The sequence below is a fragment of the Cardinium endosymbiont of Dermatophagoides farinae genome, from assembly GCF_007559345.1.
GTDB lineage: Bacteria > Bacteroidota > Bacteroidia > Cytophagales > Amoebophilaceae > Cardinium.
The window spans coordinates 975,891-999,446 of the sequence record NZ_VMBH01000001.1; the positions used below are offsets into that span (position 1 = coordinate 975,891).

Annotated in this window: 25 protein-coding genes and 3 tRNA genes; 13 read left to right on the forward strand and 15 right to left on the reverse strand. The window is 38.4% G+C overall.

The window, feature by feature from the left end; translation table 11 throughout:
• Nucleotides 1–10: 10 nt before the first annotated feature.
• The 7 genes from FPG78_RS04605 to mgtE form a co-directional block, all read right to left on the reverse strand.
• Nucleotides 11–319 (reverse strand): ankyrin repeat domain-containing protein, encoded by a 309-nt coding sequence (locus FPG78_RS04605; protein ID WP_223262010.1) that lies wholly within the window; start codon nucleotides 317–319, stop codon nucleotides 11–13.
• Nucleotides 306–608, reverse strand: coding sequence for a hypothetical protein (locus FPG78_RS04610; RefSeq protein ID WP_186292465.1), 303 nt, complete (start codon nucleotides 606–608; stop codon nucleotides 306–308). Before FPG78_RS04610 ends, FPG78_RS04605 begins: the two co-directional genes overlap by 14 nt.
• A gap of 32 nt (nucleotides 609–640) precedes the next feature.
• Nucleotides 641–859, reverse strand: a complete 219-nt coding sequence (locus FPG78_RS07775; protein ID WP_223262011.1) for a hypothetical protein — start codon at nucleotides 857–859, stop codon at nucleotides 641–643.
• A 316-nt stretch (nucleotides 860–1,175) separates the two neighbouring features.
• Nucleotides 1,176–2,453 (reverse strand): dihydrolipoamide acetyltransferase family protein, encoded by a 1,278-nt coding sequence (locus FPG78_RS04615; protein ID WP_144086823.1) that lies wholly within the window; start codon nucleotides 2,451–2,453, stop codon nucleotides 1,176–1,178.
• Nucleotides 2,454–2,472: 19 nt separating this feature from the next.
• Nucleotides 2,473–2,679 carry a hypothetical protein gene (locus tag FPG78_RS04620; RefSeq protein ID WP_144086824.1) on the reverse strand — a complete coding sequence of 69 codons (207 nt, stop codon included), beginning with the start codon at nucleotides 2,677–2,679 and terminating at the stop codon, nucleotides 2,473–2,475.
• A complete protein-coding gene (locus tag FPG78_RS04625; RefSeq protein WP_144086825.1) occupies nucleotides 2,615–3,133 on the reverse strand; it encodes a hypothetical protein in 519 nt (172 codons plus the stop codon). Before FPG78_RS04625 ends, FPG78_RS04620 begins: the two co-directional genes overlap by 65 nt.
• A gap of 111 nt (nucleotides 3,134–3,244) precedes the next feature.
• A complete protein-coding gene (gene mgtE, locus FPG78_RS04630; RefSeq protein ID WP_144086826.1) occupies nucleotides 3,245–4,636 on the reverse strand; it encodes a magnesium transporter in 1,392 nt (463 codons plus the stop codon).
• A 547-nt stretch (nucleotides 4,637–5,183) separates the two neighbouring features.
• On the opposite strand from mgtE, the gene secDF reads away from it, so the two are divergent.
• Together secDF and FPG78_RS04640 are read left to right on the forward strand one after the other, a co-directional pair.
• A complete protein-coding gene (gene secDF, locus FPG78_RS04635; RefSeq protein WP_144086827.1) occupies nucleotides 5,184–8,066 on the forward strand; it encodes a protein translocase subunit SecDF in 2,883 nt (960 codons plus the stop codon).
• A 350-nt stretch (nucleotides 8,067–8,416) separates the two neighbouring features.
• Entirely contained in the window at nucleotides 8,417–9,637 is a 1,221-nt protein-coding gene (locus FPG78_RS04640) for an MFS transporter (RefSeq protein WP_144086828.1), read from the forward strand.
• A 170-nt stretch (nucleotides 9,638–9,807) separates the two neighbouring features.
• Here the strand turns inward: FPG78_RS04640 and FPG78_RS07780 are convergent, their stop codons facing one another.
• The 3 genes from FPG78_RS07780 to FPG78_RS04650 all read right to left on the reverse strand — a co-directional run bounded on the left by FPG78_RS07780 (nucleotide 9,808) and on the right by FPG78_RS04650 (nucleotide 11,509).
• Nucleotides 9,808–10,191: an RpnC/YadD family protein gene (locus FPG78_RS07780; protein WP_223262012.1), complete on the reverse strand. Its 384-nt coding sequence runs from the start codon at nucleotides 10,189–10,191 to the stop codon at nucleotides 9,808–9,810.
• Nucleotides 10,176–10,754 carry an Rpn family recombination-promoting nuclease/putative transposase gene (locus FPG78_RS07785; RefSeq protein WP_223262013.1) on the reverse strand — a complete coding sequence of 193 codons (579 nt, stop codon included), beginning with the start codon at nucleotides 10,752–10,754 and terminating at the stop codon, nucleotides 10,176–10,178. Before FPG78_RS07785 ends, FPG78_RS07780 begins: the two co-directional genes overlap by 16 nt.
• A gap of 110 nt (nucleotides 10,755–10,864) precedes the next feature.
• Nucleotides 10,865–11,509, reverse strand: a complete 645-nt coding sequence (locus FPG78_RS04650) for an alpha/beta hydrolase (RefSeq protein ID WP_223262014.1) — start codon at nucleotides 11,507–11,509, stop codon at nucleotides 10,865–10,867.
• A 214-nt stretch (nucleotides 11,510–11,723) separates the two neighbouring features.
• Here FPG78_RS04650 and nth point away from each other — a divergent pair, with 214 nt between their 5' ends.
• Nucleotides 11,724–12,392 (forward strand): endonuclease III, encoded by a 669-nt coding sequence (gene nth, locus FPG78_RS04655; RefSeq protein WP_144086830.1) that lies wholly within the window; start codon nucleotides 11,724–11,726, stop codon nucleotides 12,390–12,392.
• Nucleotide 12,393: 1 nt separating this feature from the next.
• Here the strand turns inward: nth and lepA are convergent, their stop codons facing one another.
• Nucleotides 12,394–14,193 (reverse strand): translation elongation factor 4, encoded by a 1,800-nt coding sequence (gene lepA / locus FPG78_RS04660; RefSeq protein WP_144086831.1) that lies wholly within the window; start codon nucleotides 14,191–14,193, stop codon nucleotides 12,394–12,396.
• Nucleotides 14,194–14,477: 284 nt separating this feature from the next.
• On the opposite strand from lepA, the gene rplS reads away from it, so the two are divergent.
• On the forward strand, nucleotides 14,478–14,834 hold the full coding sequence (gene rplS / locus FPG78_RS04665; protein ID WP_144086832.1) for a 50S ribosomal protein L19: 357 nt from the start codon (nucleotides 14,478–14,480) through the stop codon (nucleotides 14,832–14,834).
• Between the two features lie 94 nt (nucleotides 14,835–14,928).
• Nucleotides 14,929–15,001, forward strand: a tRNA-Thr gene (locus tag FPG78_RS04670).
• Between the two features lie 63 nt (nucleotides 15,002–15,064).
• On the opposite strand, the gene FPG78_RS04675 is transcribed toward FPG78_RS04670, so the two are convergent.
• Nucleotides 15,065–15,250: a hypothetical protein gene (locus FPG78_RS04675; protein WP_144086833.1), complete on the reverse strand. Its 186-nt coding sequence runs from the start codon at nucleotides 15,248–15,250 to the stop codon at nucleotides 15,065–15,067.
• Nucleotides 15,251–15,368: 118 nt separating this feature from the next.
• On the opposite strand from FPG78_RS04675, the gene FPG78_RS04680 reads away from it, so the two are divergent.
• From FPG78_RS04680 to pth, 3 genes are all read left to right on the forward strand, one after another.
• Entirely contained in the window at nucleotides 15,369–16,892 is a 1,524-nt protein-coding gene (locus tag FPG78_RS04680) for a sodium:solute symporter family protein (protein WP_144086834.1), read from the forward strand.
• 141 nt (nucleotides 16,893–17,033) lie between these two features.
• Nucleotides 17,034–17,621 carry a 50S ribosomal protein L25/general stress protein Ctc gene (locus tag FPG78_RS04685; RefSeq protein WP_144086835.1) on the forward strand — a complete coding sequence of 196 codons (588 nt, stop codon included), beginning with the start codon at nucleotides 17,034–17,036 and terminating at the stop codon, nucleotides 17,619–17,621.
• A gap of 65 nt (nucleotides 17,622–17,686) precedes the next feature.
• Nucleotides 17,687–18,244 (forward strand): aminoacyl-tRNA hydrolase, encoded by a 558-nt coding sequence (gene pth, locus FPG78_RS04690; protein ID WP_144086836.1) that lies wholly within the window; start codon nucleotides 17,687–17,689, stop codon nucleotides 18,242–18,244.
• A gap of 551 nt (nucleotides 18,245–18,795) precedes the next feature.
• Here the strand turns inward: pth and FPG78_RS04695 are convergent.
• Nucleotides 18,796–19,083, reverse strand: a complete 288-nt coding sequence (locus FPG78_RS04695) for an HU family DNA-binding protein (protein WP_144086837.1) — start codon at nucleotides 19,081–19,083, stop codon at nucleotides 18,796–18,798.
• Nucleotides 19,084–19,319: 236 nt separating this feature from the next.
• Here FPG78_RS04695 and FPG78_RS04700 point away from each other — a divergent pair.
• Both FPG78_RS04700 and FPG78_RS04705 read left to right on the forward strand, forming a co-directional pair.
• Nucleotides 19,320–19,393 (forward strand) — tRNA-Asp (locus tag FPG78_RS04700).
• Between the two features lie 171 nt (nucleotides 19,394–19,564).
• On the forward strand, nucleotides 19,565–20,023 hold the full coding sequence (locus tag FPG78_RS04705) for a DUF4293 domain-containing protein (RefSeq protein ID WP_186292467.1): 459 nt from the start codon (nucleotides 19,565–19,567) through the stop codon (nucleotides 20,021–20,023).
• A 93-nt stretch (nucleotides 20,024–20,116) separates the two neighbouring features.
• Here FPG78_RS04705 and FPG78_RS04710 read toward each other — a convergent pair.
• Nucleotides 20,117–20,190, reverse strand: a tRNA-Arg gene (locus FPG78_RS04710).
• A 55-nt stretch (nucleotides 20,191–20,245) separates the two neighbouring features.
• Here FPG78_RS04710 and FPG78_RS04715 point away from each other — a divergent pair.
• From FPG78_RS04715 to FPG78_RS04725, 3 genes are all read left to right on the forward strand, one after another.
• Nucleotides 20,246–20,911 (forward strand): ABC transporter ATP-binding protein, encoded by a 666-nt coding sequence (locus tag FPG78_RS04715; RefSeq protein WP_144086839.1) that lies wholly within the window; start codon nucleotides 20,246–20,248, stop codon nucleotides 20,909–20,911.
• Between the two features lie 17 nt (nucleotides 20,912–20,928).
• Nucleotides 20,929–21,951 carry a DNA polymerase III subunit delta gene (gene holA, locus FPG78_RS04720; RefSeq protein WP_144086840.1) on the forward strand — a complete coding sequence of 341 codons (1,023 nt, stop codon included), beginning with the start codon at nucleotides 20,929–20,931 and terminating at the stop codon, nucleotides 21,949–21,951.
• Nucleotides 21,952–22,056: 105 nt separating this feature from the next.
• Nucleotides 22,057–22,632 (forward strand): NUDIX hydrolase, encoded by a 576-nt coding sequence (locus FPG78_RS04725; protein ID WP_144086841.1) that lies wholly within the window; start codon nucleotides 22,057–22,059, stop codon nucleotides 22,630–22,632.
• Between the two features lie 169 nt (nucleotides 22,633–22,801).
• On the opposite strand, the gene FPG78_RS04730 is transcribed toward FPG78_RS04725, so the two are convergent.
• Nucleotides 22,802–23,236, reverse strand: a complete 435-nt coding sequence (locus FPG78_RS04730) for an NUDIX domain-containing protein (protein WP_144086842.1) — start codon at nucleotides 23,234–23,236, stop codon at nucleotides 22,802–22,804.
• Nucleotides 23,237–23,556: the final 320 nt, after the last annotated feature.

The following is a 23,556-nucleotide window of genomic DNA, read 5'->3' on the forward strand; positions in this document are numbered from 1 at the left end:
GTTCTATGATTTATTCCCCTTTTTCTTTAGGAGGCTCAAATGCTTTTTCTATCAAAAAATCCATCTCCTCCTTAGAATAGCCTTTCGGTTTATTAGAACGGTTTTTTTCCAAAAAGGATTTTGGCGTATCCCCTTCTTTATTTGGTATAGATGGATCTGCACCTTCACCTATCACAGTGGAAAGCATAGTAAAATCAAACTTGTGTGCTGCACGCATTACGATGGTATTGCCATCACGATCTTGTAGATTACAATTGGCCTTATGCTCAATTAAGAAGGCAATAATCTTCATAAGATCGTTTAAGCTAGGTCTGGCCAAAACGGTTGGCTTTACTGGCGGTTGCTGCCTCATATGCATGCATCAATAGCGTCTGCCCTTTTTGATCTTGTGCATCTACAGATAAACCTTGGGTAACCCAGTATTGCATGCTTTCCTTGGAGAAACGGCGCTCCCGAATATCCTTCAAGACCTTCTCGTCTAAAACCATAGAGCCTTTTAAGCTTAATTTTGCCAGCTTATTGGTAGTCGAACCATTATGGAATGGTGCTACCGGCATAGTACTATGAAAGCCATCTGCTGGATTATTCGTAGTTGCATTAAGGATCAAATCTATTTTCTGCGGATCGATGTTTGGGTTTGTTAGTTCCCTGGAGTTGCTGTAATCCCACCAGCTGTCCCCAACAGCCAAGTAGTTCCTGGATTATGAGTTTTATTAGGTATCATGAAGCTATCTCGACTATAATCAGGAGCAAAATAATAGCATCCACCAACAGTTAAAGAACTCACCAGCAAAACAAATGATCCAGCCAGACAAACCGCTTTATTGAATGTTGGCAAAGCATTCCATGCTGTTTTCATCTCACCAATTGAAGACCCTGGGCATGAAAAGTAGTCCTTCTTTGTCGTTACACAAGAAAGTAGGATATTGCAACTCAGTAACCCAACAAGAAAACCGACCCTAGCGTATTTATACCTTTTCATCATAAGCGCAAAACTTTAATGAGGCCTAATCGAAACGGAAGCTTCCCTTAACTATTTACTCAATCAAGCTATTTGTACGATACAAAAAAATTTTTTTAAAACAAAAATTGTAAAAAGATGCATCTAGAGGACGCTACAATAGCAGTTAAGATTTGTAACAAGGGAAAGGGTTAAATATTTATAAGATTGATTATTATGTAAAGGAATACTCCCCTATCTTATTCACAAAAGATCCCAATTCCTTGGCCAAACATTTTAAAAATCCCCCTCCTATTGCGCCATCTATAATCCGGTGGTCATAGGTATGGGATAGAAACAGCTCATCACGAATTGCTATGCGCTCTTTTCCATCAACACAAACAACAGCAGGGCGTTTTTCAATAAGGCCTAAGGCAAGAATGGCTACCTGGGGTTGCACAATAATAGGGGTTCCCATCAGATTGTCAAAGCAACCGATATTAGAGATGGTATAGCTGGCGCCGGTTAATGCATCTGGCATAATGGTACCGCTACGTGCTTTATGGATCAAAGCATCGATCTGAGCTGCCAATGGTACCAAACCAAGCTGCTCTACGCGCTGCACAACAGGAACGAGCAGGTTACCATCAGCGCATGCTACCGCAAAACCCATATTAATATGCTTGCGTTTAATAATCCGATCATCCACTACTACCGCATTCAGCAATGGGAACTGCTGCAAAACACGCGCAATCACTGCCATAAAAATAGGATTATAAGTCAGCTTAATCCCATATTTTTCTTCAAAAGAAGCTTTATGCTGATTCCTCCAGGCAACAAGTTCCGTTACATCAGCACGTATAAAAGAGGTAACATGAGGGGCAATCTTCTTAGAGACAACCATACGATCGGCAATAAGTTTTCTAACACGATCCATTTGAATCACCTCGTCTCCCTCCATAGAGGCAACCCGATCTAGCTGGCGATCAGAAGTATTGACTGGCATACGCTTGTTTAAATAAGCCAAAAGGATTGCTTTAGTAACCCAATGGTCCTTAGCATAACTGGCTAACTGTTCCAGTTCATCTGGCCGTATACCATGTTCTTGCGCAATATGCTTGGCCAAAGGTGTTAATTTTACCTTGCTAAAGGATGGCAAAGGCAAAGAGGTAGGCAAAGAGGTAAAGGGAGTAACTGCTACATTAAGGGATGGCATGGTAGCTGCCAAATCAGGTTGTAAACTGAATGTTTCATGGGTTAAAGGTGGTACAGTATCCGTTTCTAATAACGCAATAGGCGCTCCAATGGGTACCACCGCTCCTTTTGCTACCAATAATCTTTTAATCTTACCAGCGTAAGCAGCAGGGATTTCTGCATCAACTTTATCTGTAGCCACCTCCAACAGCGGTGCACCTTCAAAGACTACCTCCTCCTCTCTTACACACCAAGCCAATACTACAGCTTCCATCACACTTTCACCCATCTTTGGCAAATAAAGCGTTATTAAAGACATACTAACTCTTCTTAAAAAATTAAATCCATGCAAAACCTATTTCTAATGGCAATTTTGGTGTCGAAGCTTGTCTATACTCCTCAAATACATCTAAGTATTCTGCGGTGCGCGACTGCGCTTCTCCTAAAAATTGCTCATCACAAATAACTTTCGAAAGCGGTCTATTGGCCAGCTGGAATAGGATCCGTAGTAGCGTTAGGATCCACAGTAGCGTTTTGTAACACATCCTTTTTAGGAATTAAAGCATCTACTGTTTGATTCAACTGACCCCATGCTTTCCTGAACTGGTTTTTATCGCGGCCATCGGGTAGATCGTCTATATCTTTTTGTAATTCGATTAATTTTCCACGCACTTGCGTTAAAACGGTTGCTGGGATTGGATATCGTGTCTTAACTAACCATTGTCCTAAACTTTCTTGTACATCTCTGAATAATTTACGTGCTTTTGGAAAATTTTCTCTACAAGGTTCTTCCCGAAATATCGTGTTGCCATTATTATCGATTACTGGTACTGTTTTCCTTGCTGTAATACATAAAGATATATCGTCCAGCTGTTTCAGCAACTCATTGGGTAAATCCAATAAATCCGTGTTTTCTCCTCTTATACATGAAGCAAAAGAAATACCGAATACACATAGACAAGTCCAGCGTTTGATTAAATCAAATAGTCTTAAGGTCATTTTATGTAGTGCGTAAGCCATGCAAAAAAGTAGATATAACGAATACATGTATTATACGCTTAAAAAATCCAACCACCATGAGCGCGCCTATTATTAACCCATTAAAGCAGCCTAACAGCTACCAACTGGATTAATAAGCCAACAGATGACAACATAATAAATGATCACGCCCAACAGCTCTACCGTTGTGTTGATTGCAGGATTGGCCGCTACTGCAGGGTCTCCATTAAAGTATTTAGCAGCCAATGGAAAAGCCGCACCTATAAAGGCAGAAAAAATAACTTGTAAAACAATACTCAATGCCACCACAAACATCACGTGATAGTGCCTATTGATCTCTGCATCTAAACTGGAGGTTAAGAATACTTTAATATAAGCAAGAAAAAATAAAACAGAAGCAAGCATAATAGCAATCCTTAATTCTTTTAAAATAATCCTAGCCCAGTCAGACAACGTGACTTGGCCACGGTTCAATGCTTGTAATACTACTGAGGCAACTTGACTTCCTACATTCCCTCCAGTATCGGTAATCATACTTAAATAGAAAATCAGATTAAATGGGGTAAAAAAAGCACTCTTAGCATGGGTAAAAGAGTGGCCAACAATACTGGCCATAAATACGATTACAATCCATTTGATTCTTTTTTTAAGATGTTGTAAACTGGATACCTTTAGATAATCTGGCGCATCTTCTTCTGAAGTAATACCCATAAATTTATCCATATCCTCAACTTGTTCCGCCCTGATAATATCTATGGCATCATCATAGCTTACAATACCTACGATTTGTTCTTCCTGATTGAGAATAGGAATAGCTACCAAATCATATTGTTCAATTTTTTTGGCAACAACTTCTTGGTCTTCATCAACTGTAGCATAGATAAAATTCACATTGAGTATAGTCTCTATCTTCTCTTCTGGAGAACGCATCACCAAATCCTTTAAAGAAATAAAGCCAACCAACTTCATCTTTTCATCCACCACATAGATGTAATAAAGCATCTTTTTAGAAGGTGCATCCTCACGGATTTTAGCGATTGCTTCCTCTACAGTCATTGAATTTAAGACCGTGGCAAAATCTGTATTCATAATACCCCCTGCTGTATCTGGCAAATAGGCATTGAGCATAATCACATCTTCTCGAACTTTTCTACTCAAATAGGGTAGCAAATGGGCATGCTCCTTACTGCTCAATCGTTGGTAAAAATCAACACGCAAATCAGAAGGCATACAAGAAAAAAGCTTGGCAAAACTACTTTTAGGAATGCTATGGTAAATTTGCATCTGTAATGCATTATCGTTCAATAAGGAAAATATCTCTCCTTGCCGTGCAATAGATAAGGCATTAAATATTGCTATAACCACCTCAAAAGACTGCTTTTCTAAAAACCCAGCCACCTCTATGGGCGATGCACGCTCCAAGCAATAGGCCAACCGCTTCTCCTGCTGCTGTTTGAGTAAACGCATCCACTTAGCAAATTTATTTTCCCCTTTTAGTTTCATAATCGTAGTTTTTTGGTTCCATATGGTACAACCATGCTTAACAAGCCTAGATGAGAAAGTAGATTTGTAAAAACCCTAAAACCACGAGCGCAGCCAAAGGTTTCCTATCATGAACAAAAAAGAATAGTCCCCAGACTAAAATATAGCCCCCACATATTTCTAGCCGCAAGTAGAGTCAAGAGGAAGGCTTAACGAAAAGTAAATTTAAGAGAATCTGAAGTAAATTACCAAATAAGTAGATCCAAATCTATAATCGATTATATAGTAGCGCACACATTATACCAGTAAAACTGTTATATATAGACCTTCTGCAAAACCTATTTCTAATGGCAATTTTGGTGTCGAAGCTTGTCTATGCTCCTCAAATACATTTAGTATGCTGCGGTGCTCGACTGCGCTTCTCCTAAAAACTGCTGATCACAAATAGGTTTTGAAGAAGGTCTTATGATTTTTAACATACAGCCATCTGCACATTGCTATGATGATTTGGTTTACTAGATTAAAGAAAATATATTTACTGTAATCTAGATCAACCTATTTAAAGCCAATGAAATCTAAAAAAATAGTACTTTTTCTGACTATTGTTATAACTTTACTCTCACTCTATTACCTTTCGTTTACCTTTGTAGACTACCGGGTGCAACGCCAAGCGGAACAACAAGCAATGGATGAACAGGGGAGAATAGATTTTGATAAAAGTCAAGCTTATCTAATGGCTATATGGAAAAAGCCTGTCTATAATCTACTGGGCGCTGTTTACACCTACGAAGAGGTAAAGGAGCGTTCACTAAAACTAAGTTTAGATTTGCAAGGTGGTATGCATGTAACCATGGAGCTTGTTCCTGTAGAGCTTGTAAAAGGGTTGGCTGCTTATAATACAGATCCTGATTTTTTAGAAGCACTCGAATCGGCACAACGGGAACGAGAAAAGGGCAACCCTACCTCTTTTGGAAAGCTTTTTGTAGCAGCCTATAAAAGGCTTGCCCCAAATGGCGATTTAAGCGCTATTTTTACGGCTGCTGGGGTAAGGTCTTATAATAATTTTGCTAGTGAGGATGCTGTTATAAAAGCAATTGACCAAGAAATCGCAAGTGGATTAGATCGCTCGCTTACGATTATAAGCGCTAGGCTAGATCGTTTTGGGGCCACACAAACCAGTGTGCAAAAGCTACCTGGAAGTGAAAGGATTCAAATAGAGCTACCAGGTGTTACCCATCCAGAACGGGTTAAAAAATTATTGCAGGGTGTTGCACAGCTCCGCTTCTGGACAGTAGCAGAAGCTAGTACATATGGCCCAGCACTAGAAGCTGTGAATACCTTCTTACTGAAAAAAGAAAAAGAAACCATAGACGCAACCCCGGGGCTTACAGAAGCAGAAAAAACGGAACGCATGCCTCAAGCATCTATCCTCAAAAGGCTTTGCAAATATTCCTTCCCTTATACATTAGCCTATGCCCCTGAAGAGATGAACCAAATAGAGGCCATACTAAGCAGTAAACCGGTTAAAGCTTTATTGCCCAAAGAGATTACTTGGATGTGGGACAAAAAAGCACAAACCTTAGAAGATGGCACCAAAGCAGTTATGCTTTATGCCATCAAACAGCCTAGGGACCACAAACCTCTTTTAGAGGGCAATATGATTACACATGCTGCCCAAACCTTTACTGAAAATGGAAAACAAGCTGTAAACCTGCAAATGAATCAGAAAGGGGCACAGATATGGAAACGCATCACGGCAGATCATATTGGGAAACGTATAGCCATAGCTTTAGACGATCGGATCTACTCAGCACCAGTAGTCCATCAAGAAATTCCAAATGGCAACTCACAGATATCTGGCGATTTTACTATAGAAGAAGCCAAAGACCTAGCCAGTGTATTAGGAGCAGGTTCTTTACCAGCACCACTTAGAATGGTTGAAGAAGCCATTATGGGGCCAAGTCTGGGTAAAGCAGCCCAACACCAAGGGCTTATGGCCACAGCAATAGGTTTGGGTTTAGTACTGCTTTTTATGCTTGTGTATTATGCAAAAGGAGGCCTTATAGCCAATATAGCACTCTTATTTAATTTACTCTTTATTGTGGGCATTTTGGTAGAACTCGATGCTACGTTAACCCTACCCGGCATTGCTGGCCTTGTGCTGACGCTTGGTATGTCCATCGATGCCAATGTATTGATATTTGAACGAATACGGGAAGAGCTTATACAAAAAGTGCACATTAAAGAGGCCATCTCTCGTGGCTATTCCAAATCATATAGCTCTATTATCGATGCAAATATTACGACCTTTCTGGCTGGAGCCATACTCTATTACCTGGGCCAAGGACCAGTACGGGGCTTTGCGCTTGTCTTAATGATTGGTATCATCACTTCTGTATTTGCTGCTATATTTATTACAAGATTGATTTTCTCCTTCTTTATAGATAGCTACCGTACCCCAAACTTGACTTTTTCATATCCAGCTATTCCTATGCTTTTTAAAAATGTACAGATTAACTTTATTAAAAATCGCTACCGCTTTTATGCATGCTCTTTATCCTTTATAGCAATCGGCGCTTGCTGCTTTTATCACTATAAAGGGCTTGCCTTAGGAGTGGATTTCGCTGGTGGTCGTTCCTATACAGTCGATTTTTCAAAGCCTATGGATCCTTCCGCACTCAAGGAAGGACTATCTACTACATTCAAACAAGGCGTAGAGGTGCGCACCTATGGTGCCAATCATGTGATGCAAATCACTACCAGCTATCTAAGCAATGAGCATATTACCGACTCAGATAAAAAAGTACGCAATAAACTGGTTACAGCCTTAAAAGACTTAACACAATTAGAAGAAAATAATACCGCTTCAACCGATGGTTATTTTCATATTACAAGCAGTACCAAAGTAGGTGCTACTGTGGCGCAAGATGTCCAAAAAAGTGCAAAAAAAGCAATGGCGCTTGCTATATTGGGGATCTTTATTTACATTGCATTGCGCTTTAGAAGATGGGGATTTGGTTTAGCAGCGGTATTAGCGCTTATACATGATACTTTAGCAGTGATAGCTGGATTTTGTATAGCCCGTGCTTTAGGCGTAAGCTATGAAATAAACGAAGTATTCTTAGCTGCTATCCTTACCGTTATTGGCTATTCCATAAACGACACAGTGGTTATCTTTGACCGTATAAGGGAAAAGTTAGCCAATAAGGCTGCAGATGTACCCATAGCCATGGTTAATGATGCGATTAGGGAAACACTAAGTAGAACAGTTATTACTTCTTTTTCAACATTACTGGCTGTTGCTGTACTCTTTTTCTTTGGAGGAGAAGCATTACGGAGCTTTTCTTTTGCATTACTGCTAGGTGTCTTATTTGGCACTTATTCTTCTATCTGCATTGCAGCCCCTCTTTTAGAAGATTTTGGTCGCAAGCTTTCTACTCCTAAGCCGTAGCGACGCACCAAAATCGATAACGTTGGCCTACAATGGGCCTCTTTCGAAAGCTATTTGTGATGCGCAATTTTTATGGGAAGCACAATCGCCAGAATACTAAGACCTTCTGCAAAACCTATTTGTGATCAGCAGTTTTTAGGAGAAGCGTAGTCGCCAGAATACTAAATGTATTTGAGGAGCATAGACAAACTTCGACACCAAAATTGCCATTTAGCAATAGGTTTTGCAGAAAGTCTCTAAATCTATTTTGATGGGCACAGCACAGCTTCAACATCAAAATTGCCATTTAGCAATCGAGCTTCGAAAGGGACCTAGTTAGGCATCATAACCCAATAAAATAAGGTATGTCTATGAAAACGAAACAAATTATTCCTATTTACATGGTCTTAAATGGACTGGGCACAATGGTGCCTACCATTCTAATGATTAGCTTTTCAATCACTTTGTTTGAAAAAGATAGCAGTGGTATTTCTGCAGCTTATCTGGAACCAGCTAGCCTATTAGGGATTGGATTTGCTGGATTAATTGGAGGCTTTTTCTTTAAACGTTTTGCTTCTTATACCATAGGTATAGGCGCACTCTTATGCGCAACAACTACTTTACTAGCCTTATCGGTATATAATGGAGTGCATCTACGCGTTTGTACCATTACATTATGGGCGCTTGCCTGCATTATGAGTATTGAACACTCAAATGGTCTTGCCTTTATGAATAGGCAAATAGGGCCACGTGATAAGCCTGTTTTTTTTTCCATTTTTCAAATTTTTTTGCAGTTTTTTAATGTTTTAACACCTATAATAGCAAAAAACCTACTCACAACTATAGGCTTAAAAATGCTTTTATTACTTTGTAGCCTTATCTACATGCTGCGTATCATACCCTGGCTACTATTCCGACATCTTGGTGCAAAAGAGATGGCATTACAACCATCTGGTATGTTAACAGGTTTTAAAGAAATTGTTCAAAATCCTGGATTATTACGTATCACTAGTTTTCGTCTCGTGAGCTATATAGCCACCATAGCCTATACGGTTAGCTTGCCCATCTTGGTAGCAAGAATGGCCAATGGCAATAGCCAAGTCAACGCACAATTACACAGCTATAGCATCAGCATGATGCACCTGGGCTTTATTGTAAGTGGTATATGTGGTTCATGGATCTTAAACAGAAAACCTAAATGGATTATTTGTTTTTTTAACATCAGCCCTATCTTTATCGTATTAGCCTCAGTTATGGCTTTTTATGTAAAAGAACCATTCCACCTTCAGCTAACCGCATTGCTGCATGGCATGGGGCTTTATCTGCTTAGAACTGCTACTTCCATTATAGGACAAGCCTTAACTAAAAAAGAGAAACTGGCCCACGTTATTTTAGTAGGAGATGCAGTGGTCAAGTCTTTTGCTTATGGCATTGGTTCTTTGATACCATGTTGGATCGTCCTTCCCCCTGTATGGGGTATAGCGCCTCCATTTGTGGGATTTGTTTTATGTTCTTTGCTTTCACTGGGAATGATCAAACCCATTACGAAAATATACTTGGCATCTTTATGCAAAAAAAATAATACAAAGTAAAGAAGGGTGTATCTTACTTTTTGCTTGATCAAAAAGTAACAAAAAATCAAAGGTGCATCCTTCCTTGTCGTCGTACGTTTTGGAGTAGCAGCGCTACATGACCGCACGCACACATTGCGTGTACAGAGCAAAATAAACCTAGGCAGACTAAAGTTTATAGTTACGAAGCTCTATACAAGACCATGGATCTGAGAACGAGATAAACCAGTAAGAAGCGTAACATCCTCTAAAGGGTAGCCCTTTAAAAGCATGGCTTTAACTATCTCTAACTTACCTTCTTCTTTACCCTCTAGCTTACCTTCTAGTTTACCCTCTAGCTTGCCTTTTTCCTGACCTATTTCGATACCCTCTTCTCTATATTTTTGTGCTATAGTTCTCATAATATCTTCTTTATCTTCTTTTGGTAGATGCCCTCTAATAATATTTTCTAAATCTGGATACTTATCTTCTGGCAACTTGCTGTCAGTGTACCATAAAAAATTCTTTATATAAATATAACCTTTTTCCTTATCTAGCAGTATACAAGACTTAAAGTTTTCTAAAAATTCCTCCATAATTTAAGCGTATTACGCACGTGAACATACTTCATAAAATATTCCATCATCCCCAAGTGTGCCTTTTTCTTAATTTGATCATCCGACATAGCATATAAGTCCACCAGTTGATAATCTCCCCCCATAAGCTCTTTGGCAAGGTTAGGGTGGCTAAACAAGTCCCATAAATTTCTTGGAACATTAAAAGGTCTATTGCCATGGTATACGACCATGGGAATTATTAGTGGTAATTTTGATTTCTTTTTTGTTTTATGCCGCTCAAGTAAGAGAAACATATACTTCCATAACTTAAAAGCTGTCCAATACTTGGGGCTGATTTCTGCTTCTATTAATGTGTAAATGAATGCCTTCTCATTGTTTTTCATTTTTATAGAGAAAACCAAATCACTGAATTTTTGCTTTAGGTCTTCCTCTACAAATGATTCCTTTTCAACTTTAAGCGTGGTCAGATCCAATAATGATTTACAAGATTCGGGTAAGTAATGGCTGATAAACTCTTGAGCGGCTATTGGATCGAAAAGGATTTTTTTTGCTAACTCATCGTGTTTCAAGTTTTCTGTCATAAAAATATAGCTTATCACGAAGCGTTAAATAAATGGAAAAGAATAGTGTTAATAATCTCTAATACCTGATTATTGGAGTAGAGGTGTTGCTGCTTACTTCAAAATATAGCTTATTGATTTACACGACTATTTTTTATAAAATCAATAGCAATTTCTAAGCCTCTATGGTCTATCGAATGGGCAAGATCCTCCAACTTATGCGCGCTATATGGCACCTTATGATCAGCTAAATATTGTATGGCATAATCTATAGCATCTACTGTTACTATAGTATCCAATACACCATGTACCAAACAAATTGGTGTAGTGGTATTGATGCATTGTGAAGGGGCTACCAATAATCCAGAAAACCCTACGGTACATAAGAAAGGCTCCGCCTGTATAAGCGTTAAATAAACACCCATCATGGCGCCCTGTGAAAACCCAATAATAATGGTATCTTTACCAGCAAGATTTAATGTTATTTGCTTTTGCTTAATGATGGCTGTAACCGATGCAACATTACTTTCTAGTAACCTTTTCATCACATAGGGCGCTCGATCTTGTAGGCTAAACCATTGTCTGCCATGAGCAGCCATATCATATGGCTCTACGCCATGCGGCGCCATAAAATGACAATCTGGCAAACCGCCTTGAATATATGGAACCAGTTTGATTAAATCATGCCCATTAGAACCAACACCGTGCAATAACACTACTAATTTTTTTGCTGGTAATATTGTACTATGTACTTCAGGATGTACTAAATTGCTCATTATTGATCTGCTATTGTTGTAAACTGCTAAGGTTGCCCTCTTTATATTAGACCTTCTGCAAAACCTATTTGTGATCAGCAGTTTTTAGGAGAAGCGCAGTCGCCAGAATACTAAATGTATTTGAGGAGCATAGACAAGCTTCGACACCAAAATTGCCATTAGAAATAGGTTTTCCAGAAGGTCTATTATCCTTTTACCTATTAATAAATATATTATGGAAAAACGAATAGTTGATAAAATTTTTGAGATTTTAAGCCATAAAAATCAAAACCCTACCACTGAACTAGTCTATAAAAACGAGTTTACTTTATTAGTAGCGGTAATACTATCTGCCCAAGCTACGGATATAGCTGTAAATATAGCTACAAAACCTCTATTCGAATGGTGTGATACACCAGAGAAAATGGTACGCCTTGGGGAAGAAGGATTGAAAAAATATATACGATCTATTGGATTGTTTAATAACAAAGCCAAAAATATTATCTCTTTATGTACACTATTAATCAACCAGTATAATAGCCGTATACCCAATAGTTTTAAAGCACTGCTGGAACTGCCAGGGGTAGGAAGAAAAACAGCCAATGTGATATTAAACTGCTTGTTTAACGAGCCAACTATTGCTGTTGATACCCATGTATTTAGAGTAGCTAAAAGAATTGGGTTAGCAAAGGGGATGACACCGGAAAAAGTAGAAAGTGAGCTACTAGAGATAATAGATCAAAAATGGCTCAGATATGCCCATCATTGGCTGATACTACATGGTAGATATATTTGCAAAGCACGAAACCCCAACTGTACCATTTGCCCCATTAAAGGATATTGTAGCTATTATAAAGAACTCTCTAAATATGATAGACTTCTTTTGAAATGCTACTTCTACTGATTTAATCATCCAACTTTAACACTACCATAAAAGCTTCTTGTGGGACCTCTACTGAACCTACTTGTCTCATCCGTTTTTTGCCTTTTTTTTGTTTTTCTAAAAGTTTTCTTTTGCGTGAAATATCACCACCATAACACTTGGCAATCACATTTTTTCGCAATGATTTTACGGTTTCTCTAGCAATGATTTTTGTGCCAATAGCTGCTTGAATACTTACTTCAAACATATGTCTAGGAATAATCTCTTTAAGCTTTTTACATAAGACTTTACCCCGCTCATAAGCATTGGCCCTATGTACAATAGCCGACAGGGCATCTACCTTCTCGTTGTGTAATAGAATATCTAATTTTACTAGATCTGCATGAGCAAACCTAGATAGTTCATAATCCAAAGAAGCATAGCCACGTGAAATCGTTTTGAGCTTATCAAAAAAGTCAAAGACCACTTCTGCTAGCGGTAGCTCAAAAGTAAGCTCTACACGGTCAGCGGTTAGGTAAACCTGATTTTTAAAAATCCCCCTTCTATCCATACAAAGCTTCATAATCCCACCCACAAATTCTGATTTTGTAATAATTTGTGCCTGAATAAGTGGTTCTTCGATGCGGTCAATGGTGCTAGGATCAGGCATATCTGCAGGTGCCTGTACATCTATCCGCTGACCTTTCTGGTCTATTACATGAAACTGTACCGACGGAACGGTAGTGATAATGGTGATATTAAATTCTTTTTCTAGTCGTTCCTGTATAATCTCCATATGGAGCATACCTAAGAAACCACATCGAAATCCAAACCCTAAAGCAACAGAACTCTCTGGCTCCCAAATCAATGAAGCATCATTGAGCTTAAGCTTTTCCATAGAGTCTCTTAATGCTTCATACTCAGTGGTATCTACTGGATAGATGCCAGCAAAAACCATCGGTTTTACCTCTTCAAATCCTTTTACCGTTTCCCCTACTGGATGGCCTGCTTTGTCTACGTGCGTAACCGTATCCCCTACCTTTACCTCACTTGCATTTTTAATGCCAGCCATCATATAGCCTACATGACCTGCTTCTAAAGCGGGTTGGGGTACTTGCTGCAATTTTAAAATGCCAATCTCTTCCACTTTATAATCCAGACCTGTACTGATACATTGAACCAGGTCTCCTGGTTTAATCGTTCCATTAAAGATGCGAAAATAGACCTCTACGCCACGAAAAGTATTGTATAATGAATCAAAAATCATGGCTTGGAGTGGCCCCCGCTTATCTCCTTTAGGAGCAGGTATACGGGTCACTACCGCCTCTAGTATGGCATCAATCCCAATGCCTTGTTTGGCACTAGCAGCAATAATCTCATCTCGATCACACCCTATCAGCCCTACGATTTGATCTTTTACCTCCTCTGGCATTGCCCCTGGCAAATCAATCTTATTCAATACAGGGATAATGGTAAGATTTTGCTCCAAAGCTAGGTATAAGTTGGAAATGGTTTGGGCCTCCACCCCCTGTGCAGCATCAACCACCAGTAGTGCCCCCTCACATGCAGCAATGGAACGAGAAACCTCATAGGTAAAGTCTACGTGTCCGGGTGTATCAATTAAGTTGAGTAGATAGTGGTTACCACCGTATGCATATTCCATTTGGATCGCATGGCTTTTAATCGTGATGCCACGTTCACGCTCTAAATCCATATTATCCAGCACTTGATTTTTTTGATCGCGTATAGCAACCGTTTTAGTTACTTCTAGTAAACGATCTGCTAACGTGCTTTTTCCATGATCAATATGGGCAATGATGCAAAAATTTCGAATATTTTTCATTAAAATTGATTAGGTGAACATAAAAAAGGCTTCATCTATCCCACCATTTACGGTACTAGACTCAAAATGCGCTTATGCTGAGGAAATTTGTAAGAAGGCACAGGGCGCAAAACCAGAACCCTACTAAACCTACGTAGGGGTTTAAGCACCGGACCGGATCCACTGGATCACTGTGCAAATTACCAGCTAGCAATAGCGTTTCGAAAGAAGACCACCGCAAGGTACGGAATTTAAAAAAAAGTATTATCTTTGGATTAACTTTTATTGTAATTTTCTAACCAGTCATGCATCACTTAATAAAATATGTTGAGGCGGTATGTAATCCTCAGCCAGTCCGCACATTTCCCTCCTTTAAGGCTGGAGATACCATCAACGTCCATGTAAAAATACAAGAAGGGAATAAAGTCCGTATTCAACAATTTCAAGGAGCCGTTATTCAGCGTAAAAACCCCAACACCAATGGAGAAACCTTTACGGTACGTAAAGTGTCTAAAGAAGTTGGTGTAGAGCGCATTTTTCCTTTGCTTTGTCCTAATATCGAGAAAATAGAAGTAAAACGAAAAGGCCGTGTACGTAGGGCTAGGATTTATTACCTACGGGGCAAACAAGGCAAAGCAGCACGTATTAAAGAGCTTAGGTAAAAATTGCTTTCCTTGGTTTTAGATAAGCGCATCAATACATATATAGTATACGCTGCTACATGCGTTTGTTGTTTTTATAGCATAATCTTTAGCCGCCTCCTTAGCTCAACTGGTAGAGCAACTGATTTGTAATCAGTAGGTTGCTGGTTCGATTCCGGCAGGGGGCACTTTTGCTGCTATTAATTATTTTTATAACCTATTGCTTCATGGCTATAGACTAAACGTTGACCTTATACATTAGACCTTCTGCAAAACCTATTGCTAAATGGCAATTTTGGCACTTGTCTATGCTCCTCAAATACATTTAGTATGCCTGCGGTGCTCGACTGCGCTCCTCCTAAAAACTGCTGATCACAAATAGGTTTTGCAGAAGGTCTATTACTCCTTTTCGATAAGGCCAAATAACTGAATCGCATCCCCCATCATTTTATTTAAATTTTAATTACTTTTTACAAAAGTCTATTAACTTACAAAAGTCTATTAATATATTTTATTTAATATGCTTTTATTTATGCGACTATCAATTGCAGATACATGGCATCAAATCTTCATCTATCTATAGTACTGTATAACATCCCTCTTCTAATGGTATTGACCTTTTTGGGATTGACCCTAGTGGCAGGCCTCTATTGTACGCAAAAAGCAACTACATTTCGCGAATATGCTGTAGGCAATAAGCGATTTCACACGACTACTTTGGTCGTTACAGTGTTGGCTACAGTTTTTGAAGGAGGACTCCTAATGCGTGAAGCGCCGAATGTATATGCTATTGGCCTGCGTTACATACTCTATTTATTTGCAAAGGTGATACATGTTTGGATCATCAGCCTACTAGGGCTGCGTATGGGTCCATTTATGGAGCACTTTTCTGCTGCAGAGACGATAGGCAGTGTATATGGCAAATATCCAAGGGCTATTACCGCTGTACTAGGCATCTGTTTTTCCATTGGTGTAGTTGCCATTCAAATCAATGTAATGTCCTGGGCTATGGGCATGTGTATAGATTCGATTGACCCTCGTATCTTGACTATGTTAGCAACTTTAATCCTTATTGCCTATGCTGTGCTTGGAGGTGTGCGTGCCATTACCATTACAGATGTGTTGCAATTTGCAACCTTTATGATTATTACGGCCCTCCTTATTAAGTTTTTATTTATAAAAACAAGCAAATCATTTTTAGAGGTTCTATTGCTTATAGAAAAGCAAGAAAAACTTCAACTCAGTAGCCTCTTCCAAGTTGAAGGAAAACTATTTAAGCTTGTTAAGGTCTATGTATTTGCTGCATTTTTTCTAGCGCCCACAATTATACAGCGGGTCTATATGGCTGCTAGTCCCATTCAAGCTTATAAGGTTTTTTTGCGTGTCACACTTTTTACCGCTATTATATCGGGGTGTGTCGCCTTAATTGGCCTACTTGTTTTTGTAGGAGACCCAACACTACTGAAAACAGCAGTTTGGCCATACATTTTGGTTGATATGCCACCTGTATATAAAGGATACATCATCATTAGCTTATTGGGGCTGACTATGTCTACAGCTGATTCCAGCTTACACACTGCTGCTATTATGGTTAGCAATGATATCGTGGAAAGTATTCGAGGCGTACAAGTAGGCTCCTGTATAGACCAAATTCGCCTGGCTAAATGCACTACACTGGTTACTGGTCTACTCGCTATGATCGTAACGATTTACTATCCCAATTTAAGTAACTTAACTGAGTTTGTTGTAAAATATGCTATAGGCTTTTTTACGATTACAGTAGCCCCTCCTTTTATCTTAGCTATTTTTGGTTTTCGCGGTAGTACGCGTACCGCTTTGATCGGAATGGCTATAGGTACACTGGTCTGTTTAATCTGGAATAAATGGGGTACACTTACAACAGAAATAGATAGTGGAATTATTGCCATAGCGGCCAATGGCTTAGCTATGATGGCTGCGCATTATCTACTGCCCCAACCAATTGGTAAAGGATGGATTGGGAAAGATAGTCAAGAGAAAAGGATACGACAGCTGATACGGGCATTTAAAGCATATAAAAAAAGCATAGATCTGGAGTAAGCAAGATATCTTTTTATATCGATTATTTTTTGTTAATTTTGGTTCTCCTCGTAATGGTTACACCATGGTGGTGGTATACTAAATCCTGGATTTTAATAAATTAAAAAGATTTTATTTTTAAGTTGACTATAAACAACAGATATGAAAGTAATAGAGATTTTAGGGTATAAAAGAGCAAATCTCGGTAAGGCTGAGTCTAAAAAGCTAAGAATAGCTGCGCAAGTTCCAGGTGTATTATACGGGGGAACGGAACAAATACATTTTTATGTACCTATGGTACTTTTACGTGATTTGGTTTACACACCTTATGCCCATTTTGTAGATCTAAATATTGAAGGATCTATTTACAGATGTATTCTGCAGGAAATGCAATTCCACCCTGTAAGTGAAATGATGTTACACGTGGATTTCTTACAAATTTTTGATGATAAAAAAATTAAAATGCAGATTCCGACCGCATTCGTTGGCAAAGCCATAGGTGTGGCCAAAGGGGGGGTGCTCTCTAAAAAACAGAGAAAGCTAGCGATTGCCGCATATCCTAAGGATATGCCATCAATGGTAAATATTGACGTTTCTGATCTTGATTTGGGGCAAATTGTGCGTGTACACCAAATTCCAGTGGAAAACTATACGATTTTAGCATTGCCTAATACACCAGTAGCCTCTATTGAAATTCCAAGGGCATTGCGTAGTGCAGCTAGTAAAGAGGAAAAGAAAGGCAAGAAATAAGCGCTTTTTTGTTAGGATTACCCATATGGCTAATGGCTATATTTTCTTAGCCTACAAAATAGACTATGAAGTTATTACTCGTTGGATTGGGCAATATTGGTGCAACCTATCTTTATACAAGGCATAATGTAGGGTTTCTAGTAGTCGATTATCTAGCAGCGCAACAAAAAGTTGCATTTCAAACAGATCGATTGGCTGCTATGGCTTATTTTGCTTACAAGCATCATCAAGTCTATATGATCAAACCTACAACCTATATGAATGACAGTGGTAAGGCATTTAGATATTGGTTGCATCATTTAAAAATACCAATTGAACAAAGTTTAACTATTGTAGATGATATCGCGCTTCCCTTTGGGACGATGCGTTTACGCGCTAAAGGCTCTGATGCAGGCCACAATGGATTAAAAAGCATTGCTTATGCTTTGGCTTCAGATGGCTATCCGCGTCTTCGAATGGGTATTGGAAATGATTTTCCTAAAGGCGGACTTTCAAATTTTGTATTAGAAAATTTTAATACAAAAGAGTTACAAGCGCTCAACAACCACTTGGATAGGGCCACTCAGATATTGATGGCTTGGTTGAATGGGGGCATTATGCATGCTATGAATCAGTTTAACTAAGCAAAGATAAGGCTGCTAGCGCTGCCCCATCTCTTCATGTCAAGAGCAAGAAGCGATTTTTCGGCTACTTTTTGCTTGATCAAGCAGTAGCCAAAAAGTCAAGCGCGCTGCAAAAAGTTGCGGGAAGCACACCAAAAAAACAGAAGTCGCCTGCTAAGCGGACTTTAAAGCTGCTGTTTTTTTGGCATGTTTTCTGATCGCAACCTTTTACAAAAGGCGGTTTTCTTGCTTTGGCATGGCAGTGCCACATGGCTCAATGGATAGATAGGTTAAATGAAAAGCTTAAGCTGGCGCTATTGTCTAAAACAATAATTGGTATAGTAAAAATTTTATACCTATGCTCTTAATTTTAGCAGATTTGGCAGACCAAGCCTCAGATTTGGTAGACCAACCCTGCCATCTATCTAAATAGATGGATAGCGTTACTTCCTTAATCTGGTTTGTAGCCATCTTCTATCAAAAGCTATTTTAATATACTAGCAAAACAAACCATTCAACAGCCTATAGATCATAATACCAATGATAAGCTATATACCCAATTTGATCAAAGATTATACAGAACCAGCAGCTTTAATTTTTGCTGCGAAAAACTTAGAATGTTTAAAAAATGGAATGTAGTGCTCCTCTACAACAATGGCAGTATTGGTACTAATATTACGCCCAATTTTTTTTGCTCGTTTTTTTTTAGAAAAACTACCGAATCCACTAAAATGAACCCGATGATTATCTGTTACAGCATTTTGAATAACACGAAACAACTCATCTAACGTATTTTTGACATCTTCTTTATCAAGCCCCGTTTTACGCGAAATGGCTAAAATTACTTCTGCTTTAGTCATAGTATATATTAATTTAAAAATTATAAGACGAAGCGATCTATTATCGATTGGTGACTTTATCATTTAGACCAATAAACCGCCTCCTATAAATAACAAGTTCATTATCACGCTATGAATTTACATGAGAGCATTTGAACTTGCAATTATTTTTTGAAATAAAACGATTATTATTTTTGATAAATAGTAATTTATGCATTAAATTTGTATTTAACTGTAGCAGTTCTTGCAAATTTTAAGGTCTGGTAGTTCAGTTGGTTAGAATGCCTGCCTGTCACGTAGGGGGTCGCGGGTTCGAGTCCCGTCCAGACCGCTTCTATCCGGTATTTAGATAGAAAAATAGTTCCTCTAACGGTATAAGGGAGGATAGCTTAGTAAATAAATAGGCTATATCCATGCAGTTTTTAGTATGGCTTGCTATTTCAAGCTATATCTTTTCTTGTTCAGGTTTTTCTGTTTTTTTATATTTTTTACAGTATTCCGCATGATTCAAAGAATTCAATCTCTTTACTTAGCTACAGTTTGTATAACTATGGTTGCCTTTCTTAGGGCGGCAGTTTGGGTAAAAATAGGTTCGGATAGTCTGTTTACCATTAGGCCCTATGGGCTTATTGCTTCTACCGGGCAATATATTATATTCCCTTATGGTGCACCTTCTTTATTGATTTGTTACCTCGTTTTAACAGCAATATATGCCATTATGCGGCATGACAATAGAAGGTTGCAACTTCGTTTAATCGCTCACATGAACCTAACATTAATTGTATTGATGGTTTTGATTTTGGTACTGATTAACAAAGCCAATACAACTTATCTACCCAATGGGTATAGTAGCTATAAAATAGCCACTATATTGCCTTTTATTGCATTAATAGCCAATCTACTGGCACAGCGCCATATTAAAAAAGATGAACAACTGGTTAATCAAGATCGGTTGAGATAAGGAATTAGCATGTTACTTTTTGCTTGGTAAGAAAGTACCCTTGGAAGCAGCATTGCGGTGTCACTTGCTAACCGCAGCTTTTTCCAAGGAGCGTGCGCTCGGAAGGACTCGAACCCTCAACCTTCGGAGCCGAAATCCGACGTTCTATCCGGTTGAACTACGAGCGCGCAACTAAAATTTTATATATTTAGACCATAAAACTACAAAATTTTATGCACATATATGCTTGTAGCCAAAGCAATTTGTAAATCTTATCATGGAGATGAGATCCTAAAACAGATTACCTTATCGATCCATCCTGGAGAAATGGTGGCCATTATGGGGCCTTCCGGTGCGGGCAAAACTACTTTATTGCATCTTTTATCTACCTTAGATAAGCCAGATAGTGGTGCTTTAACGTTGGATGGAACAGATCTTACCAAACTAGAAGGTAATGCATTGGCCACATTTAGAAATAAAAAAATAGGGTTTGTCTTTCAGTTTCATAACCTGTTACCCGAATTTACACTTTTTGAAAACATTTGTATCCCTGGCTATATTGGTACTTGTGCTAAAAAAGAAGTAGCACAAAAGGCTGATGACCTTTTATCTTTGCTGGGTATTAGCCATCGAAAAAACCACCTACCAGAGGTTGTTTCTGGAGGAGAACGGCAACGTGCAGCTGTAGCTAGGGCATTGATCAACAGTCCATCTATTGTTTTTGCCGATGAGCCAAGTGGCAACCTAGACTCAAAAAATGCAGAGGTGTTGCATGCGCTTTTTTTAGCTCTCTCTAAACAATTAAAGCAAACTTTCGTCCTGGTAACCCATAACCAATCGTTGGCAGCTATTGCAGATAGCATGCTACTGCTAAAAGATGGTATATTGCAGCCAGCGTCGCGTTTTTAACCCAGTAAGTTTTCGATATGATTCAATCCGCACAAACTGTTCTACAAGACTTGCAAAAGGGTCTCTATGCGCCTATTTATTTTGTACAAGGGGAGGAAGTATATCATATTGATGCGATTACCGAATATATCGAAACAAAACTACTCACGCCAGCTGAAAAAACCTTTAACCTAACCATTGCCTATGGCAAAGAATGCAGCATGGCCACGCTGCTTACCCAAGCACGTCGCTTTCCAATGGCCACTGCGCTACAAGTAGTTATCGTAAAAGAGGCGCAAGAGATGGCAGACTTAAAAAACACTACGGGGCAGCAATTGTTATTGCATTACTTGCAACACCCGCAACCTACTACCATACTCGTTTTTGCACACAAATATAAAACAATAGATGGTCGAAGTAGCTTTGGAAAAGCGTTAAGCAAACAAAACGTTCTGATTACCGCTAAAAAACTATATGATCAACAATTGTCTGGTTTTATCAAATCTTTTGTAAAAAATCTGGAACTGTCTATAACAGAAAAAGCCGCTTGCTTACTAGAAGCCTATATAGGTAACGACCTGACAAGAATCACCAATGAACTCCATAAATTACGTATTAACCTTACACCAGGTAGCACCATTACCGATAATATGGTAGAAGCCTATATAGGCCTACACAAACCTTTCAATATATTTGAATTACAAAAGGCCATCATACAAAAAGATTACCCGAAGAGCTACCAGATCATTCGTGTTTGTGCATCCAATGCAAAGGAACATGCTGCCCTACCCATTTTAGCCATTTTATACAATCTTTTCTCTAAGCTACTTGTATTGCACCAAACAAAAGAAACGGTCCCATCTAAGATGGCCGGACAAATTGATATACACCCCTATTTTATACAAGGATATCTTGATGCAGTTCAGAACTATACCTTGCATCAAACCATGAAAAATATAACCTATCTCCACCAAGCCGACCTACAATTAAAAGGAATTGATTCTAATACAAGTGATGATCAGATTATGAAAGAATTAATCTTTAAGTTAATGCATGGCTAAAGCGGATCTTTCTAGAAGATTGTATAAAATTATTTTTTGTTGTTATCTATAATATCTATCTTATAAAGACAATTTAGAATATAGTCATAGCCTCTTATATTAAATATGTCACGTACAAAAAAAAATAATAGTCCTGAAAGCAGCGAAGATATTATAGATGTATTAGATGAGCAGGGAAATAAAACAGGCGAAGTGTTACCTAGAAAAGAAATTCATAGACTAGGCAAGATACATCGTGCCATTCATTTATATCTGTTTGACAAATCTTCCAATAAGCTACTCATACAAAGACGCTCCAGTAGTGTAGATCATTTCCCAAATATGCTGAGTATATCTGTAATGGGTCATGTTAATACTGGGGAAGAAAGTATACAAGCAGTAAAAAGAGAATTAAAAGAAGAGTTGAGCATAGATCCTAATCAGGTAAAAATGGATTTTTTGTTTTCCATTAGGCAAGACAATGTTTTAGCTCCTAGCTACATAGATCGTCAATTTAATGATGTTTATCTAGGTTGGGCTACTTTTAAAGCAGAGGAGATCCAGTTCGATCCTAATGAAGTCAGCGAAGTAAAGTTAATGCATTTTTCAGAATTTGAGCACATGGTCTTAAAGAAGAACCAAGAGCTAGCTTATGTATATATAGAAGAATGTAAACGAATCTTGCCCTATCTCAATTTGTAACTATAAAAGTTATAGTGCTATAAAAAAGATGGAGGATAAATGGACTATGCCTCTGCGAAACTGGGCCCTGATCATACCTCAGCTCGACATCTTCTTTCCCGGTAGATTAAAGGCCGAATTGAGATGAAGAGGAATCTGACACAGTTTAATGAACATTTCCGATATCACTTTATCGCTTCTCTGATCCTTGATAAATATCAAGACCAGAATTTAGCCATTTCCCTGTTTTTAAAAAAGCTGGTGCAACATGGATATCTTTCAAGGCTTCAACATCAAAAAATTGATAAGTTTTAACCGGACCATCTTGATCTAGCCAATGTTTAGGAAGCTCATCTGTACATATTTCGGCAGCAAAATAGACCTCTACTTTATGTACATTATGCTTTTTATCAAAAAATTCTGCAACATAGACAATCTGGTTTGGTTGAACGTCAATGTCAGTTTCTTCCTTTACTTCCCTTACCATGCAGGCTGGAAGCGTTTCACTTGGATGTAAGTGTCCACCAGGTGTATACCAAAGCTTATAATCATTGCTAACAAGTAACAATTGCCTATTTTTTACTATTAGCGCTCTAGCTGTTACTTCTAAAGCATAATCTTGCATTTTTATGTTTATTTATGTAATTTCAATGCTACGTACCTGTTCAATCTACTAGTTGATCAATCATATTGGCGGAACGGAAATGTGTTCTTAACTGTGTTAAGTTTATAAATTAACTAATTAAACATTAAAGGTGTTAGACCTTAATTCCAAGGAAAGTGTATTGGATCATATTATAAATCCTGTTTATCTTCCTGGTATGTAGCGTCTATTAATAACAACGATTATAGCATTATTAATGTCCACGGTTGATTCCTATTTACATAAAGAAAATGCATGATAGCCATGTCATCAGTTCATAGGCCACTAATTTTTTAACTGGA